The 16,934-nt window shown below is 47.1% G+C and carries 22 protein-coding genes; 12 read left to right on the plus strand and 10 right to left on the minus strand.

Going from position 1 to position 16,934, the window contains the following annotated elements:
- Positions 1-93: 93 nt before the first annotated feature.
- The 4 genes from LTAR_RS04045 (at position 94) to surE (ending at position 3,236) form a co-directional block, all read left to right on the plus strand.
- Positions 94-1,233, plus strand: a complete 1,140-nt coding sequence (locus LTAR_RS04045) for an integrase catalytic domain-containing protein (protein WP_081419793.1) — start codon at positions 94-96, stop codon at positions 1,231-1,233.
- Positions 1,234-1,411: 178 nt separating this feature from the next.
- Positions 1,412-1,777, plus strand: coding sequence for a DUF8058 family membrane protein (locus tag LTAR_RS04050; RefSeq protein ID WP_062420894.1), 366 nt, complete (start codon positions 1,412-1,414; stop codon positions 1,775-1,777).
- A 26-nt stretch (positions 1,778-1,803) separates the two neighbouring features.
- On the plus strand, positions 1,804-2,385 hold the full coding sequence (locus LTAR_RS04055; RefSeq protein WP_062421488.1) for an HD domain-containing protein: 582 nt from the start codon (positions 1,804-1,806) through the stop codon (positions 2,383-2,385).
- A gap of 80 nt (positions 2,386-2,465) precedes the next feature.
- A complete protein-coding gene (gene surE, locus LTAR_RS04060; RefSeq protein WP_062420895.1) occupies positions 2,466-3,236 on the plus strand; it encodes a 5'/3'-nucleotidase SurE in 771 nt (256 codons plus the stop codon).
- A 162-nt stretch (positions 3,237-3,398) separates the two neighbouring features.
- On the opposite strand, the gene LTAR_RS04065 is transcribed toward surE, so the two are convergent.
- Positions 3,399-4,121, minus strand: a complete 723-nt coding sequence (locus LTAR_RS04065) for a hypothetical protein (protein WP_062420896.1) — start codon at positions 4,119-4,121, stop codon at positions 3,399-3,401.
- 208 nt (positions 4,122-4,329) lie between these two features.
- On the opposite strand from LTAR_RS04065, the gene LTAR_RS04070 reads away from it, so the two are divergent.
- A complete protein-coding gene (locus LTAR_RS04070; protein WP_062420897.1) occupies positions 4,330-4,746 on the plus strand; it encodes a CBS domain-containing protein in 417 nt (138 codons plus the stop codon).
- A gap of 21 nt (positions 4,747-4,767) precedes the next feature.
- On the opposite strand, the gene LTAR_RS04075 is transcribed toward LTAR_RS04070, so the two are convergent.
- Positions 4,768-5,301, minus strand: a complete 534-nt coding sequence (locus LTAR_RS04075; RefSeq protein ID WP_201775935.1) for a MogA/MoaB family molybdenum cofactor biosynthesis protein — start codon at positions 5,299-5,301, stop codon at positions 4,768-4,770.
- Positions 5,302-5,501: 200 nt separating this feature from the next.
- Here LTAR_RS04075 and LTAR_RS04080 point away from each other — a divergent pair, with 200 nt between their 5' ends.
- Entirely contained in the window at positions 5,502-6,545 is a 1,044-nt protein-coding gene (locus LTAR_RS04080) for a CAP domain-containing protein (RefSeq protein WP_139044409.1), read from the plus strand.
- Here LTAR_RS04080 and cysE read toward each other — a convergent pair.
- Together cysE and cysK are read right to left on the minus strand one after the other, a co-directional pair.
- Positions 6,542-7,291, minus strand: coding sequence for a serine O-acetyltransferase (cysE, locus tag LTAR_RS04085; RefSeq protein WP_062420899.1), 750 nt, complete (start codon positions 7,289-7,291; stop codon positions 6,542-6,544). The genes LTAR_RS04080 and cysE overlap by 4 nt on opposite strands.
- A gap of 10 nt (positions 7,292-7,301) precedes the next feature.
- Positions 7,302-8,234 (minus strand): cysteine synthase A, encoded by a 933-nt coding sequence (gene cysK / locus LTAR_RS04090; RefSeq protein WP_062420900.1) that lies wholly within the window; start codon positions 8,232-8,234, stop codon positions 7,302-7,304.
- Positions 8,235-8,547: 313 nt separating this feature from the next.
- Between cysK and LTAR_RS04095 the strand changes: the two genes are divergently transcribed.
- The 5 genes from LTAR_RS04095 (at position 8,548) to LTAR_RS04115 (ending at position 12,390) form a co-directional block, all read left to right on the plus strand.
- Positions 8,548-9,348, plus strand: a complete 801-nt coding sequence (locus LTAR_RS04095; RefSeq protein ID WP_062420901.1) for a toast rack family protein — start codon at positions 8,548-8,550, stop codon at positions 9,346-9,348.
- A gap of 7 nt (positions 9,349-9,355) precedes the next feature.
- Positions 9,356-9,979: a hypothetical protein gene (locus tag LTAR_RS04100; RefSeq protein WP_062420902.1), complete on the plus strand. Its 624-nt coding sequence runs from the start codon at positions 9,356-9,358 to the stop codon at positions 9,977-9,979.
- 13 nt (positions 9,980-9,992) lie between these two features.
- Positions 9,993-10,433, plus strand: a complete 441-nt coding sequence (locus LTAR_RS04105) for a PspC domain-containing protein (protein ID WP_062420903.1) — start codon at positions 9,993-9,995, stop codon at positions 10,431-10,433.
- The gene (locus tag LTAR_RS04110; RefSeq protein ID WP_062420904.1) at positions 10,433-11,518 is read left to right on the plus strand and encodes a LiaF transmembrane domain-containing protein; all 1,086 of its coding nucleotides are present in this window, start codon (positions 10,433-10,435) and stop codon (positions 11,516-11,518) included. The genes LTAR_RS04105 and LTAR_RS04110 overlap by 1 nt, the downstream gene beginning before the upstream one ends.
- 68 nt (positions 11,519-11,586) lie before the next feature.
- The gene (locus LTAR_RS04115) at positions 11,587-12,390 is read left to right on the plus strand and encodes an SIMPL domain-containing protein (protein WP_062420905.1); all 804 of its coding nucleotides are present in this window, start codon (positions 11,587-11,589) and stop codon (positions 12,388-12,390) included.
- Between the two features lie 55 nt (positions 12,391-12,445).
- Here the strand turns inward: LTAR_RS04115 and LTAR_RS04120 are convergent, their stop codons facing one another.
- The 3 genes from LTAR_RS04120 to frr are packed head-to-tail and all read right to left on the minus strand — an operon-like array spanning position 12,446 to position 14,567.
- Positions 12,446-13,303, minus strand: coding sequence for a phosphatidate cytidylyltransferase (locus LTAR_RS04120; RefSeq protein ID WP_152967650.1), 858 nt, complete (start codon positions 13,301-13,303; stop codon positions 12,446-12,448).
- Positions 13,269-13,997, minus strand: a complete 729-nt coding sequence (gene uppS / locus LTAR_RS04125) for an undecaprenyl pyrophosphate synthase (RefSeq protein ID WP_062420907.1) — start codon at positions 13,995-13,997, stop codon at positions 13,269-13,271. The genes LTAR_RS04120 and uppS overlap by 35 nt, the downstream gene beginning before the upstream one ends.
- Positions 13,998-14,009: 12 nt before the next feature.
- On the minus strand, positions 14,010-14,567 hold the full coding sequence (frr, locus tag LTAR_RS04130) for a ribosome recycling factor (RefSeq protein WP_062420908.1): 558 nt from the start codon (positions 14,565-14,567) through the stop codon (positions 14,010-14,012).
- A gap of 152 nt (positions 14,568-14,719) precedes the next feature.
- Here frr and LTAR_RS04135 point away from each other — a divergent pair, with 152 nt between their 5' ends.
- Entirely contained in the window at positions 14,720-14,965 is a 246-nt protein-coding gene (locus LTAR_RS04135) for a hypothetical protein (protein WP_062420909.1), read from the plus strand.
- Here the strand turns inward: LTAR_RS04135 and LTAR_RS04140 are convergent.
- Genes LTAR_RS04140 through acpS form a run of 3 tightly spaced genes read right to left on the minus strand, consistent with a single transcriptional unit; the run spans position 14,962 to position 16,933 of the window.
- A complete protein-coding gene (locus LTAR_RS04140) occupies positions 14,962-15,897 on the minus strand; it encodes a DUF4032 domain-containing protein (RefSeq protein WP_081419796.1) in 936 nt (311 codons plus the stop codon). The two genes, LTAR_RS04135 and LTAR_RS04140, sit on opposite strands and share 4 nt — an antisense overlap.
- Positions 15,894-16,550: a metallophosphoesterase gene (locus LTAR_RS04145; RefSeq protein WP_062420910.1), complete on the minus strand. Its 657-nt coding sequence runs from the start codon at positions 16,548-16,550 to the stop codon at positions 15,894-15,896. The genes LTAR_RS04140 and LTAR_RS04145 overlap by 4 nt, the downstream gene beginning before the upstream one ends.
- Positions 16,547-16,933 (minus strand): holo-ACP synthase, encoded by a 387-nt coding sequence (acpS, locus tag LTAR_RS04150; RefSeq protein WP_236686573.1) that lies wholly within the window; start codon positions 16,931-16,933, stop codon positions 16,547-16,549. The genes LTAR_RS04145 and acpS overlap by 4 nt, the downstream gene beginning before the upstream one ends.
- Between the last annotated feature and the right edge of the window lies 1 nt (position 16,934).

A 16,934-nucleotide genomic window follows, 5' to 3' on the forward strand; every position in this document is an offset into this window, starting at 1 on the left:
CGCATTGCCTCAAATTAAAAGTAACTTTAGGAGAAACGTTGCCTCACAATAGATGTTACCTTGGGCAGAGAATAGAGAGCTGCCGAGGGAGCTATGATGAGTCAACAAAGCAAGCGAGAATTAGTAGAAACCATCCGACCCCGCTATCAAAAAGGGAACAAAACAGAAAAAGCAAGAATACTGGATGAATTAGTCGCCATCACGGGATATCATCGTAAGTATGCGATACGAGTATTGGGTAGGACGGGAAAACCAAGAGCCAAAAAGAAACCGGGGCCACGGAGAATCTATCAAGGCGAGGTGGTCACGGCCCTGGAGTATATCTGGGAAATATGTGGTCAGATTTGTTCGAAGCGTCTAAAGCCATTTTTGCCAGAAATCGTAAAGGTACTTGAACGGAATAACGAAATCCACATATCGCCAGAGACAAAAAAGTTACTGCTGCAAATGAGCCGGTCCAGCATAGACCGGTGTTTGAGTTCAAGATATGACGTGCGTCCTCATGGGCTAAGCACCACAAAACCAGGTACACTCCTTAAAAAATCAATTCCGGTACGTACCTATACCCCCTGGAATGAGGAAAGACCGGGGTTCATGGAAATTGACCTTGTAGCTCACTGTGGAGATACAGCCGCAGGTCAATTCGTAAATACATTGACCTGCGTGGATATTTGCACGGGGTGGACCGAGTGCCAGGCAGTCTTCCCGCGTAGCCGACAGACGGTTCTGGAGGCTATTGTGGCCATGCAAGAACGCCTCCCGTTTGATCTATTGGGGCTTGATTCAGATAATGGCAGCGAATTCATCAATGAGATGTTGTTCCAATACTGCCAATTTGAAAAGATCACTTTTACACGCTCTCGCCCTTATCGCAAGAATGATCAGGCTCATGTCGAACAGAAGAATTGGTCTGTGGTACGTCATCTGGTCGGTTATGACCGCTTTGATACTCTCTCTGGATATAATCTTCTGCAGAGTATTTACTCTGATCTCAGTCTCTATTTCAATTTCTTTCAACCAGTGCTTAAGCTTATCTCCAAGGAGTATGTTGATGGTCGAATTATCAAACTCTATGACAAAGCGGCTACTCCCTACCAACGAGTTCTCGGTTCTGATCTGATCCCCTTCCAGATCAAAGCCAACCTCACCAATTTGTATGTTCAGCTAAATCCAGTTACTCTTCGTAAGTCCATAGATCAGAAGGTTCACCAATTATGTACTTTATCTCGGTAACATCAATTATGAGGCAACGATTACCCTTTGGTTACATTTTCCCGTGAGGCATTACGGGTACGTATAAAGGCAAGAGTAGTTCTGAATGAATAAAATCGGAACGTCAGGTTTCGATAGAATTGTTTTATAACAGGCATTGACATAAAGCAGCCTGCACCTTACGTATGGAGAACACCGATTGAAAAAGTTCATTGGAATATTTATGGTGATATCCGGTGTATTGATGATTGGAATGTGGCTTTTCTTCCTATTGACCGGAAAAGTTCCTGAATTAGGCAGCGCTCCCTGGACGACAATGGCGCATATCTCTGCCGAGTTATGTACAGGCAGTTTAATGATTTTAGGAGGATTTCGTATTATTAAGATGAAACAAAACGCAGAGCGTATTGCTTTATTTGCGCTCGGATTTTATATTTACGCCGTCATTCAGGCTTTCGGGTATTATCTTCAACAGGGACTTTTCTTTTTTGTTGTCATGTTCACGGTCTTTTTTGTTCTGGGGATTTTATCTGTAAGCATCCTGGTTCGGTCAAACCTGGAATAATCAGTTCCACTATAATCAAAGGTATGATACTCTCCGAGCGATTTAAAGATGCCCTCTGGCGGGCAACAGACCTTCATGCCAACCAGAGCCGGAAAGGTTCAGGGGTACCCTTTGTTGCCCATTTATTAGGTGTGGCCAGTCTGGTTCTGGAATATGGTGGAACCGAAGATGAAGCCATTGCAGCTTTGCTTCATGATGCTGTGGAAGATCAAGGCGGTCAACGTACCCGTGAAATGATTGCCGATAAATACGGTGCGACCATTGCCCAGATTGTTGATGGATGTACAGACAGTGACACCATCCCGAAACCACCCTGGCGGGAACGAAAAGAAGCCTATATTGCCCACATCGCCACAGCCTCACCGTCTGTGCTGCTGGTTTCTGCCTGTGATAAATTGTATAATGCTCGATCCATTCTGGCTGATTACCGAGTGATGGGTGAAGAAATCTGGGAACGGTTCAAAGGCGGAAAAAAGGACGGCACTCTCTGGTATTACCAGGCTCTCGTGGAGGCCTATAAGAAAACCGGTCAACACCGTGTATATGATGAACTGGAACGTACGGTCAGGGAAATAGTTGATATGGTTCAATCGAATGATCATGATTGATTCTGATTGAAAACCGGCATCCCATAACCGGTGCGCCATGAAAAAATACGTGGAAAATTTATTTAGTGGAGGATTTCCTCATGCACATTGTTGTTACCAATGATGATGGTGTATACGCTCCGGGTTTACTGGCTCTGGCAAAAGAACTGATGAAATTGGGGACTGTGAGTATTGTGGCGCCAGATCACAACTGGTCTGCTTCGGGACATGTGAAGACACTGCACCGGCCGCTGCGTGTAAAAGAAATTGAGTTAGAAAACGGCATACCTGCCCGGGCTTGCGATGGCGCGCCGTCAGATTGTATTGCCCTGGCTGTGCTGGGGTTGCTGTCGGAAAAGATCGATTTCGTTGTCTCTGGCATTAACCCGAATGCCAACCTCGGTCATGATCTGACATACAGCGGCACGGTGACGGCGGCTATGGAAGGCGCTATCTGGGGTATTCCGTCTGTGGCTGTTTCGCTCGATGCACCGGAATATCACCGTGGACCCCTGGATTATTCCGCTTCGGCTGCTGCCGGTCGGATGGTGCTGGAAAAGCTGGCACAGAATCCGGTTGATGAGCATATTTTATTGAATGTCAACGTTCCCTATCTTCCGCTGGATCAAATGAAAGGTTTTGCCATCACCCGACAGGGACTGCGTATCTATAGGGATGAGCTGGTCAAGAGGGAAGACCCACGAGGTCGGCCGTATTACTGGATCGGTGGTGATGCCCCGACAGGTGTGAAGGAAGCTGGTACCGATTTCGGTGAGTTGGCTAAAGGATACATTTCTGTCACGCCCATCCAACTGGATTTAACGGCACATAACCTTATTCCCCAGATCAATACCTGGAACTGGAGTATTTAAAGGCAGGCTGAAAATACCATTGACGGGTTCGGACTAGCTGGATGGAGGCTGGATTCAATAGGCCAGCCTTTTCTGTTTATGTCTCATCGACCGATGTTCTCGTCTCATCAATTCAATCAATGTAAAGTCTATTGGCCATAAAACGGTGGATTTGTCTGTTTGTTATGCCGCTTCTTCAATCTCCTTAATTTTTCTTCTGTAGAAAATGCCCAGCAAGATTCCTGAAATTATGGATGCCAGCCAGTTTATGGATAATGTAGCAACCTCGAAACGATAATCTCGATCAAGCCCAAATTGAACTGAATAATAGATGAATGCGAATGTATTTAAAATAAACGGCAATAATAAGACCCAATGGAGAACCTTTTCCAATCGATTTTTCATAGTATAAGCAGGTGATAAGAATAAAAACGCAATACTCATCATGGAATAACCCAGTTCTTCAAGTGCAATGAAAATTCCATGACCGTTGTATTGTGTGAGTAATGCAATTCCATCCGTCTGGTCTTTCATAACACTGATTGGAATAACGGAGAATTGAAGAAAATAATCTGCCAGAAGGATTGTGGTCGAAATGATGGCAAAAGCAACACTGATGAGCGTGTATATTTTCTTCTCAACAGGTGCATTGAAGTGATTTGCGATCATCAGAATCAAAAACAAACATAGTTGGATAACAACCAGATACATCCAGTAGTAATCCCGCGGGAAATAGGTGAGAATATCAGGATAAGGATAATTCATGCAATTGCCGGGGCAATATGGACCAGAAGGTGGAACAGCGATTAATGCCAGTATAAAAGTAAGTAACGCAAATATCGCCAGCAACCATGCCGAATATATCCCAACCTTTATTGCATTCATACTCTTATAGTTTTTCTCCATTTTCTTCTCCTGTTGGATTGGCTGCTTTTCGGGAATTTTCCCTTTCAAGCCGCTATGGATGTCATATACCACGCTACGTTAATGGGACTTTCTTTGAGATTTTTAATGGGCTGTTTTCTTTTTTTTACTACGATAGTAAAGGCTGCAGGTGTTTTGCTATACTGAATACACTAACTATATGCAAAGAATCTGGAAAGGAGAAACGGCAATGGAATTCAAAGTACGTGATTGGATGGTCGATCTCATTGTGTACGTTGATCCCGAAAGTTCCGTCAGTGATGCGCTTGCGATCATGAGACGCCGTTATATTCACAGCCTGATCGTGCAAAAGACGAAAACCAACCCGGAATATGGAATTTTGACATCCACCGATATCAATGACAAGATTATTGCATTGAACCAGAATCCCTCAACGGTACGAGTTCGCGAGATTATGACGTCCCCCATTCTGTCTGTAAAAACTGATTTACCGATTCAGGAATGTGCCCAGATCATGAAGCAAAAACATATTCATCACCTGCCGGTCATAGATGAGAAAGGGTCTCTGGTCGGTATGATCTCAGCCACAGATTTTCTTGTAGCGGCAGAGGCTATGGGGCGCGAGCCCGGGCACAGACTCACGTAGACAGGTATATTCTTGCGCGAATCAGCGGGTGATTTCCCAGGCGAGATGTTGCATCTCGGGGGCAATCAGCCGTTCCCAGGCCAGTTGGACGGCTGCGGGAGAACCGGGTGTTGAGATAATCGCTTTGCCGCGAAATACCCCGGCTGTTGCACGAGAAAACATGGCGGCAGCTCCCACCTGTTCAAAGCTGAGCAGACGGAATATCTCACCGAACCCTGGCATCACTTTTTCCAATTTACGCGATATCACATCATATGTGGTATCGCGTTTTGATATGCCGGTTCCTCCATTAAAAAGGATCACCTGGGCATCAGATTGTGCTAATGTATCCAGGATTTTCTCAATTTCCACAGGTTCATCTGGCACGATATGGTAGGCGGCCAGAACAAATTCAGCATGTTTGATCTGCTGTTTCAAGTATTTGCCGTTCACATCGGTTTCCGGGGTGCGGGTATCACTGACTGTTACAATGGCAATCTTTGCAGGCGGCATTTCTTCTGCTTTGTGGTGATGTTCGCTTTTCCCTGATGGAAGTTGTCCTTCGCCAGGATTCATGACCCTATCCTTTTTAATACGTAGTTTTTTAATCTTCTATAAATGTACCACTTTTATATTGATCCAATATTGAATCTGGTATCCACAGAAAAAACAGTTTACATTTAATCGCCTGAAACGGCAAAAAGCTTACATCTTTTTAATACGGCGGGGAATAATCCTTGAAACCGTAAGGGTATAATGTGCGTGTGAAAGAAAAAATGCGAAAAATCCTCACATATTTATTTATTACTGTATGCCTGATGATCCCACCGGTCACAGTCAGCGCAGATTCGGGGAATGTCTACGACATGATCGCCCAGGTAAATGCCGTCCGTACCGGTAATGGGCTGTCTGCATTGGAAATCGATGGGGCACTCATGGCATCTGCTCAGGCGCATGCCGAGTATATGGCCAGCACCGGGTCGTGTTCACACACCGGGGCTGGAGGAACCAATGCCAAGCAGCGTATGGTCAATGCGGGTTATGGCGGAGGTTCCACCGTCTGGGGTACGGAAAACATCATGTGTGGTAATTTTTCCGTATCTGAGGTTGTCACCTGGTGGCAGGGCGATGAACTTCACCTTTTACCTTTCAATACTGCCAGTTATCGGTCAATTGGCGGGGGCATTGCTTCGGCTGCCAATGGGTATCGTTATTTTGTCATTGATGTGGCATACACGTCGGGTGGATCAGGCAACAGTAATACCACCACATATAATCCAACTTCGGCAGCGGCCAACCAGAATCAGGCCAGTACGGCATCTGCTGCACAGCGGGTTGTTCCGGTTATAACGGCTACATTAATGCCAGATGGATCATTGATACACGAGGTCGCGCAGGGGCAGGCGTATTGGAGCATTGCCATAGCCTACGGAATCAAAGTCAATGACATTATCCAGATGAATGGGTTGTCTTCTGGATCTGTATTAAGTATCGGTCAAAAATTGCGGATTCATGGACCGTATACCTCTACACCTGTATTATCAGAAACACCCACCCCAGAACCTGATACTGCCACACCTACCATTACACAGACTCCCACAATCACACCCACTCCAACGCAAACAAACACTCCCACCCAGCGGCCACTTTTTGAAGGCGCATCCGGGCTGCAAAAAATTGACCGCCGCAGCCTCGGGATCGGGCTTGTAATGGTGTGTGTGCTTGGCCTCGGATTAATGATAGTCAGTGGAATACGGCGCAAGAAAAAAGAAACACCGGAAGATTATGACCCTCTTGATCCACCAATTGATTCTCTCTAGATCATAAAATCTTCCCCATGCCAAAGACCTTTTTCCGGGGCCTGTGGTGTCAGAAACAACTCTAGACGGGCATCATCCTTATATAGAGGGAGATGCCCGTTCCCATTTCCGTTCACATGAATGTGTAGATTGGATTCGACTTTTTCGAGACGTTCCAGAATATAGGTTACAGATGCCCCGATGGTATCAGGCAGTAGATCATGGTGCAGATCCGGTGCGGCTTCGCGTGGTTTGCTGCGCTTCACGATCTGTCCCGGAACACCCACAACTACCGAATCGGGCGGCACAGATTTGACTACAACCGCATTCGCGCCAATCCGGCTGCCTTCACCAATGGTGATGGCGCCAAGGATTTTAGCTCCGGCACCCACAACCACACCATCCTGCAGTGTAGGATGGCGCTTGCCTTTTTCCAGGCTGACTCCTCCCAGGGTTACTCCGTGATACAGGGTCACATTTTTCCCGATCTCAGTGGTCTCTCCAATGACGACCCCCATGCCGTGGTCGATGAAGAAGCCTTCACCGATCACGGCTGCAGGGTGAATTTCAATACCGGTCGAATGTCGGACAAAATGCGAAATCAACCGACCAATCAGCAACATCCGGTGGGTCCAAAACCAGTGGGAAATTCGGTATCCCCACAGGGCATGCAAGCCCGGATACGCTAGAAGGACTTCCAGAGTGGAGTGCGCCGCCGGATCGCGGTCAAATACGGCTTGAATATCGTTTCGGATGGTTCTGAACATATCCGTCTCCTTATTCAACCAGATCGGCATACAACGGAGTGCTCAGGTAACGTTCACCGAATGATGGAATGATGGCGACAATAAGTTTTCCGGCATTCTCATCACGCCGGGCGACTTGAATGGCTGCCCACAGGGCAGCACCGGATGAAATGCCAACCAGTAATCCTTCCAATCTGGCTGCCGCCCGGGCTGTGGCAAATGCATCCTCTCCGGTTACCCGGATAATCTCGTCAAAAATTTTTGTATTCAATACCTCTGGAACAAAACCGGCACCAATACCCTGTAAAGGATGGGGTCCTTTTGTCCCGCCAGAAAGCACCGGAGAGGCATCGGGTTCTACGGCAATGGCTTTGAAGGATGGTTTACGTGCTTTTATCACTTCACCAATGCCGGTAATGGTTCCTCCAGAACCGACCCCGGCGACAACAAAGTCAACCTGACCATCTGTATCCCGCCAGATTTCTTCTGCCGTGGTCTTGCGGTGAATTTCTGGATTGGCCGGATTCTTAAATTGCTGGGGTAAAAAGTACCGAGGATCAGAAGCGGCCAGCTCTTCCGCTTTTTTAATGGCGCCGCCCATGCCTTCCGTTCCAGGAGTCAGGATCAAGTCTGCTCCGTAGGCTTTCAATAACATACGGCGCTCTTTGCTCATGGTCTCTGGCATCACTAATGTGACTTTATATCCCCTGGCGGCTCCTACCATGGCCAGGGCAATACCTGTATTCCCACTGGTGGGTTCAATAATAATTGAGTCTTTTTTTAATAAGCCGGCTTTTTCCGCCGCATCGATCATGGCAAAACCAATGCGATCTTTCACACTGTGAGCGGGATTAAAAAACTCAAGTTTTGCTGCAATTGTGGCCTTTGAACCTTCGGCCAGGCGATTAATGCGAACAAGGGGAGTATTGCCTATTAATCCGGTAACATCGGATGCGATATTCATGTAAACCTCTGCTAAATCTGAAAATAATACAACGAAAGATATATCTGCTGCGTATATGTAATATGCGGAGATACAACAGAGGCCTGGTTATTTAGTTGGTCGAATTATCAAATAAGAAATAATAACCGGGGCGGCTGAATTATCTCCGCCCGGTACACAAGCAAATAAGTGGTCTTTGAATGAATAGGATCATTAGAATTCTCAATTTCTTTGGCTAATTATACAATAGAGGCCAATTCTGTCAACAATATTGACACAGGTTGTACAACGGATGCAATGAAAATCAGTTGTAATCAGTCCAAGGAGGACAGGTATGCGAAAAGGTGGCTTATTATGGGGGTTGCTTTTACTCATGGGGGGTATCTTATTTCTGCTCGATAATCTGGGTTTTCTGCCGATCAGCGCGTTATCCTTGTTTTTCCCGGGCGTATTAATCCTGATTGGACTCTGGTTTCTGTTAGGACCGTTAATGTTTCGGCAGGTTGTTGAAACGCGTACACTTAGTCTGCCTGCCAATGGTTCAACGGCAGCACAGATCAAGTTCCGGCATGGCGCCGGAAAGATTTCCATTGGTTCATTATCTGCCGGTAATAACCTGCTGGAAGGTACATTTGCCGGCGGCGTTGAGGAAAAAATTGATGGTTCCGGTTCTGAGACAAACATACGATTAAGTGTGCCTGAAATGGAATGGTGGGGATTCCCTTCCATGGCTTCATCTAATGGGTTTAGCTGGGATGTGATGTTAAACAAACAGATCGCTTATGCTCTGGATATCAAAACAGGGGCCAGTAAAACCAGCCTTGATTTGCATGACCTCATCATCACAGATCTGAACATGGATTTCGGCGGAAATGGGACAGAGGTTTTCCTCCCAGAACAGGCCGGGAAGACAACCTGTCATTTCAATTTTGGATCTGCCACTCTGGAACTCCATGTGCCCTCCAATGTAGCAGCAAGGATCAAGATTGACGGTGCCATGTTGGAGACATCTGGCATTGATGAACAACGGTTCCCCAAAACAGGCGGCATTTTTTGCAGCCCAGATTATTCGACGGCCGCCAATACAATTGATATAACTGTAGAAGCTGGTGTTGGGAAAGTTATCGTTCACTGAGGCAGATATGAATCGCAAATTTCTAATTGGTCTTTTTTTTCTGGCAATTGGTATTGGAACGCTGTTTTCCAATCTGGGGTATTTTTCAATCAATGAACTCATCTGGCCGGCTTTGATGGCCGGAGGCGGATTGATCTTCCTGTATTATTTTGTGACTTCCCGCGGAAACTGGTGGGCGGCCATTCCCGGTTGTGTATTGCTTTCCGTTGGAATTACTGCTGCTCTTCCCTGGGTGGCACCTGGCTTGGATGCCCGGTTGGGAGGACCTGTAGTGCTGGCGGGCATATCCCTGGGATTCTGGCTGGTGTTTTTGCGGATTCCATCCAACTGGTGGGCCATCATCCCTGCAGGAGTAATGCTCACACTGGCATCAATGACCCTGTTGAATTCCGCCAATGGCCTCGAAACAGCCGGTGTGTTCTTTATCGGTCTTGGTCTGACGTTTGCCCTGGTGGCATTACTACCGGGCGGCGCATTACGCATGGCCTGGCCGTGGATACCGGCTGGAATCTTGCTGGTTATGGGTTTCCTTTTTATTTCATCCGCGTCCCGGTTGGCTACGCTGGTATTACCAGCAGCCATGATCATTGCCGGCGTGGTTTTAACTTTACGTGCAATTCGTCATCATTGATAGGAGAAAGACAATGCAAAGTCGTTTGGTTCGACCTGAAAATGGAAGAGTATTGGCCGGAGTATGCGCCGGTTTGGCTCAGTGGATCGGTTTGGATGTCACTCTAGTCCGGATTATTTTCCTCTTTCTGGGAATCTGGACAGGAATGGGCGTGTTGATTTACCTGGTGTTGTGGGTAGTCATGCCATCTTCCATGGAAACACCCGGCATTCAGACAGATTGGTCTATGCGAGCCGGTCAGATGAGGGATGATTTCATCCAGGCTACCAGCAAACCGAACATGGATGCCCTCAAAATTTTCGGAGGCGTATTGGTGGCACTGGGTTTGTTTTACCTGGTTAAAGAAATCCGCCCTGAATGGTTTTACTGGGCAAACCGGGGCGTCATCTGGGCACTGGTGTTGATAATCATTGGCGCAATATTCGTAATCCGCGCCTTACGTGGAGAAAAATAATGGACGAGAATTCATCCAACGAAAGAAATTACCGAAAACGAAGAGGGATTTTCTTCCCGTTGCTTTTGCTCACTTCTGGTGTGCTTCTACTTTTATCCAACTTTGGTTACTTACCCGGTGGATTCTGGGGATTTGTTGAATTGTACTGGCCTGTTCTTTTAATGGCAGCCGGTCTCGACGGTCTGATTCGCGGGAATGGAATCACCGCCTCGGTTTTGATCATTGGTTTTGGCGGGGTGCTTTTGGCCGGAAATCTGGGGTATATAGAAATCTCGGCCTGGGAATTATTGACCAAAGCCTGGCCGTTGATATTAATCGGGATGGGATTGGACATCATCGTAGGACATCGAACGGTTGCCCGATCGTTAATTGGATTATTTATCGCATTTTTGCTGATTGCCGGCCTTGTCTGGGTGGCAGATTTTTCACTCCCGGGTTCTGTAAAGACTCAGGAATTCAATCAGAATTACCGGCAGGAATCCAGCCTTATTCTCAACCTTGATCGAACGGCAGGAAGCATTAAAGTTAAATCAGGCAGCAAAAGTGACTCACTGGTAAAAGCCCGATTGAATTTACTAAAGAACGAGACTGTTGAGCCGGTCATCCAGCAAAATGCGGATTCAACCGAAATAGATCTGGAAGATAACAAGACCCTATTCCCGGGAACCTCGCGGCCGGTGCAAAACTTGGCATGGGAAATTGCCGTCAATCCAAAGCCGCTATTGATCTTGAAATCCAAAATCGCGATGGGTGAGAATAACCTCGATTTACGAGATTTGAACGTCAAAGAGCTGGTTTGTGAGACTGCTGCCGGGCGTTCAGTGATTTATGTGTCAGAAACCAGGGATTCTCGTTATCGTATCTCCGGCGCCACCGGTCAGATCAGTATCCATGTTCCAGCAGGAGCTCCGGTAAAGATTACGGCAGAAAAAGCCATTGGTGCGCTAACTGTTCCCTCGAAATATGTTCGTGAAAATGGATTTTATAAATCTCCCGCCTATAAGTCAGGTGCACCGGCCATTGAAATCTCCGTCGAATTGCCTATTGGGGCGATACAGGTTGTTGAATACTCCACCACGCTATAGGTAAAATGGAACAAATCAGGCAGGGAAAACGTCATACTGACTGGAATACTTATCCCTATGGAGGAAAAATGAAAAAAGTTTTATTAATTGTTATGAGCACGATATTGTTATTTACCCTTCTGGCTGCCTGTTCTCCTGCAGCCATTCCCACCGTTCCTGTTACGCTGGCCTCCACTACTTCTCAGCCTGAAGCTACGGCGGTTGAAAAAAAGGCAGCCAGTGGTGATGACTCTTCCCCCATACGCACCATGAGTGTGACCGGATCCGGTCAGGTTTTTCTTGTACCTGATGTGGCTTATATCTATATTGGCGTCCATAGCCAGTCTGAAAATGTGACGACTGCCTTGAATCAAAATAATGAACAGGCGAAGGCCGTTTCAGATGCCCTGAAAAAGCTCGAAGTGGAAGAAAAAGATATCCAGACAACCAGCTTTAATATCTATCCACAGCAGCAATATGAGCAAATGACGGGAAAAGTCACCGGGACAATTTACATGGTTGATAATACCGTCTATGTGACGGTGCGTGACCTGAAGAAGTTGGGAGAGATACTGGATGCTGTCGTCCGGTCTGGAGCCAACAGTATCAATGGTATTACTTTTGATGTGGTGGATAAAGAAACTGCCTTAAGCAAAGCCCGTGAACTTGCGATTGACAATGCCCGTAAACAGGCGGAAGAACTGGCAAAGGCATCAGATGTCACCCTGGGCGATGTACAGTATATTTCAACATCCCAGGTATCGACCCCAATGGCAAAGGAAATGTATGCTGTTGGCGGCGGGGGAAGCGGAATGGCGTCAGCCCAGACACCGGTTTCCGCCGGTCAACTGGTACTTTCTGTAGATGTGTCGATAACGTATCAAATCAAGTAAAGACAGGAATCTGGGACAAAACAGAGCCGGCGATTTTTCGCCGGCTTTTGTTGTTTTATTTCCAGAATTGGGTCAGATAATACCCGATCGGGACCGCCCAGAGCCATGAATCAATTCGATCAAAGATTCCTCCGTGACCAGGGATCAGATTCGATGAATCTTTAATGTTGAAATACCGCTTGAACATACTCTCGCCCAGGTCACCAAGAATACAAACCAGGCTTAAGATGACTCCTAATACCAACCCTTTTATGGGCGTTATCTCCGGGGCACGCAACTGCCACATCATAGCAATCAACGGGCAGCAGATGGCCGCCGTGACCAGGCCGCCGATATACCCTTCCCAGCTCTTGTTCGGGCTGGCACGCCGGGATATTTTATGAAATCCCAGATGCCTTCCTATCGCATAGGCACCGCCGTCGGCAATCCAAATGGAAGGCAATACCAGAAGCAGCCACCATTCGCCGTGTGGAATATTCCGAATTGAGATGAAATAGGCACCCAGCCAGCCCAGATAGAGAGCCCCACCCAGACTGATTCCAAAATCCAGGGCGGATGTCTGACTGCCGGCTTCATACTCGAATAAGTGGATGGCCAGGGTGATAAAGAGAACGACAACCAGCCAGATATCCACAAATTCAAATTTATAGAAATACCGCAAAACGGCCAGACTGGCTGGGCCGGCAACCAGGATAAAAGCGGAAGGCCGGTATCCACCGCGGGTGAACATTCGCCAGTATTCCCAACCGGCCAATGCGAGCATCAGGATGACGGCGATGGTGAACAACCACCCGCCAGCAACGACCAATGCCACTGCAGCAGGAATGAGGGGAATGAGGACGAGCAGCCGTTCTTTTAGCATCGGAGAGGGAAAAAGTTCAGGTGGATGACACTTTGCCGAAACGTCTGTCACGGCTGCTATAGGCGTATACAGCTTTACGGAGTTCCTCTTTATCAAAATCAGGCCAGTATGTGGGTGTGGAATACCACTCGGAATAGGCGCCCTGCCAGAGCAGGAAATTGCTGATACGCATTTCACCGCTTGTTCTGATGATCAGATCAGGATCAGGAACTCCTTTGGTGAAAAGATAGGTATTGAAGAGTTCGGGCGAAACCTGATCTGGCTTCACGCCATCTTCCATCATCTTCTTGATGGCACAAATAATTTCATCCCGGCCGCCATAGTTAAAAGCAATATTCAAGATCAGACGGTCATTGTTACGGGTGAGCTCAACAGCATTCAATACTTTTTCTTGCAAATCCGGTTCAAGACCATCAAGATGCCCGATATGCCGTAATTGAACACCTTCTTTGTTCAATTCATCCAGTTCTTTTTCAATTACCTCTTTAATGATATTCATTAAACCGGTAACTTCATCTGCCGGACGCCCCCAGTTCTCTGTGGAAAAGGCGTATATCGTTAAATATTTAATACCAAATTCCACAAAGCTGCGGATTACCCGCCGCAGGTTTTCCGTTCCAGCTTTGTGACCGGCAAGGCGGGGCAAGCCACGAGATTTTGCCCAACGTCCGTTGCCATCCATGATGATGGCAACATGATTGGGCATATGTTCAGGCAATCCGGTAAGTGTTGTATCGTCAGCCATAGGCGGGGAGGATTACACCTCCATGATCTCCTTTTCTTTCTTTATCCCGACCGCATCAATCGATTCGATGATTTTTTCCGTCAGTTTCTGAAGTTCCTCTTCACCATGTTTCAGGTCATCTTCAGAAATCAATTTTTCTTTTTCAAATTCTTTCAAATCTTTCATGACATCCCGCCGAATATTGCGAGCGGAAACACGGGCTTCTTCCAGTCGAGTGTGAACCATTTTGACCAATTCTTTACGTCGTTGCTCGGTTAACACCGGCAGATTCAGACGAATCACTTTCCCATCATTATTGGGCGTTAATCCGAGTTCACTGGCCAGAATGGCTTTTTCAATGGTTTTCAGAGTAGATGGATCAAATGGACGGATCATCAACACTCGAGGTTCAGGAACGCTGATCGACGCCAGCTGCATAAGCGGAGTCGGAGCGCCGTAATAATCCACCGCGAGATGTTCTACCAGGGCTGGTGAAGCGCGTCCTGTGCGAATGGCAGACAGGTCTTCTTCCAGAGCCTGAATGGTGCTTTTCATCCGTTGATCAGTTTCAGTAATCGTCTCCTTGATCATCTTGCCTCCTGTTATTTTTTCAAAGTGGGGGATGATGTTTTCTGTTTGCTGAATAGGGAATAATTATACAGCATACCCGGAAATCAATTTTGGCTCATTCCTTGCATCTATTACGACAACGCAACATTGAAGTCAGGCTTCTGGAGGAACACATGAGCACCGGTATGCTCTGGTACGACAGCAATCCAAAAAGCGACCTTCTTTCGCAAATAGCGCAGGCGGCTGCTTATTATCAATACAAATACGGGCAATATCCCGAACTATGCTATGTTCACCCTGATACGCTGGGCGGTGCACAGATCAAGACACATGATATTGTTGTATTGCCTGATCAGCAAGTTCAACCCGGCCATCTGTGGCTGGGTGTACGCGATGGCATGGTGCCGCTGGCCGCTTAGTCCTTTTTTCGTTTGGATAAGAACAAAATCTGTGAAATCCTGTGGATGAACCGTTTCACAGGATTTTCTGCAAATGTATTGAAAAAATCCCTGGCAGCATCTTCCAGAGAAATGTCAGAATTCTGGTCTTTCATCAGGAACCAGCGGTGCTCCATAATCCATAAATACAGGTCGGCTTCTGTTCTGTCCGGGAACCCGTTGAGTATTTGTTGACCACGGATAATATTGATCATGGGAAGGTAAATATTGTCATACCAGGATGTGGTGGCTTCTTCAAATGAAACACAGGCATGCCGTTCTTCACCGAGAAACCAGCCGTGGGTTTGGATGTGTTCCAGAAGTTTGGAATACATCTCAGGAATGCTTAATTCCACATTTGAATCCGGGCGCAGTTCTTTAATCCGAGTCTTCTTGAAAAATCTAATTTTCTCCCGCTGGCCGATCAGATCGAGCAAATCTGTATCCGGGGTAATAGGAATAGGGGTATTGATTTCAATGACCACGGCGTCGATAAACGCCTGACCGCGCTCCCGGGCAACCGAAACTCGATGGTTTCCATCTTTGACAAAATAAACCTCACCGAGTTTATAGACTTCTATCGCTGGAAGGTCAATATCCATCAGGTGGGCACGGTCAATACTCTCCCACCGGCCGCGGGTGGCTTTTCCTCTAGGAAGAAAAGCCCTGTCAAAATCTTGAAACCGGCCTACACTGCCGACGATGGCATCTATTGGCACCTGCCGCATTCCAACGTAATGCTGACCTGAGACAGGCAGCAACCGTAAAACCTGATCATAAGGCAGTAACTGGTTGGATTGGTGCGTGAGGGCGGCAAGCATTTGCCGAAAATTACTTTTCCGGTGGGCTGAATCGAAGTCTGCCTGGGCTTGTTGTACAAAATTGGATGGCATGTGTTGGCGTGAATCTGTCATCCGTTACTCCGTTTGTTAAACAAATTTGAGGGAAGTTCGGTAATCTGATACCCGTATGTGTTTATTATTTTTGTTTTGCCGAAGAACGTTAATTTTATGGCATCCTGCCTGTACAGATGAACATGCCCATGAAGATGATAAGCAGGCTGAAAGACCCGGTCAAACCAGTGAAAAGCTTTGATGCCCCTGTGAGGTAGATCTTCTGCGTCATGTATACCCCATGGAGGGGCATGGGTCACAAAATAATCCAGATACCGGCCGTAATGCAATCGATTCCAGAAGAGGCCGGGAACCAAACGAAAGACATTGAGCCACATTTGCCGCTGGGAATACTGATATGGACCCCTGTTATAACGCAGGCATCCTTCCAATCCAGCCAAAAGCGCCCCATTATGAGTCGTTAATGTCCTTCTGTGTATATTTTTCCCGCCGAGAGGAAAACGCCTTTCCCATTCAGATCCGTATTCAACTACAGGAGCATGGTTACCCCGAACGAAGAACAAGGGTTTGTTCAACATACTGATCATATATTCGAGATAGTAATACGGAAGATCACCGCAACTGATAATAATATCGACATCACCAAACCGTTCCACAATTTGAGGACTGTAAATTAAACTCAATTCGATGTCGCTGACGGATAGGACCTTCACTCTGTATCCATTCCCACGGCGGTCACGGCGGCTGCGGCGGTTTGTCTTGTGTGTGTGATACTGACAGCCCAGGTGGTGAGGCCGAGCATGTCAGCCAGATGGGCGGCATTCCCATGCAGGACAACGCGGGGAGCTCCTTTACTATCTGCAACTGTCTCGATATCTTGCCAGCTTATTTCACCAATTCCGCAACCCAAAGCTTTAGAGACAGCTTCTTTCACACAAAAAATACCTGCCAGAGAAGCAAACGACCCGTCCGCGCTTTCCAATTCGGCTGGAAGGTAGACACGGCGCATAAATCGATCACGAATCTTGGGATCGATTTCCTCCAACCGCGAAATATCCAACATGTCTATTCCGGTTCGCAAAATCAACCGGGGCATG

Origin of the sequence: Leptolinea tardivitalis (assembly GCF_001050275.1) — a bacterium.
GTDB classification, from domain to species: Bacteria; Chloroflexota; Anaerolineae; order Anaerolineales; family Anaerolineaceae; genus Leptolinea; species Leptolinea tardivitalis.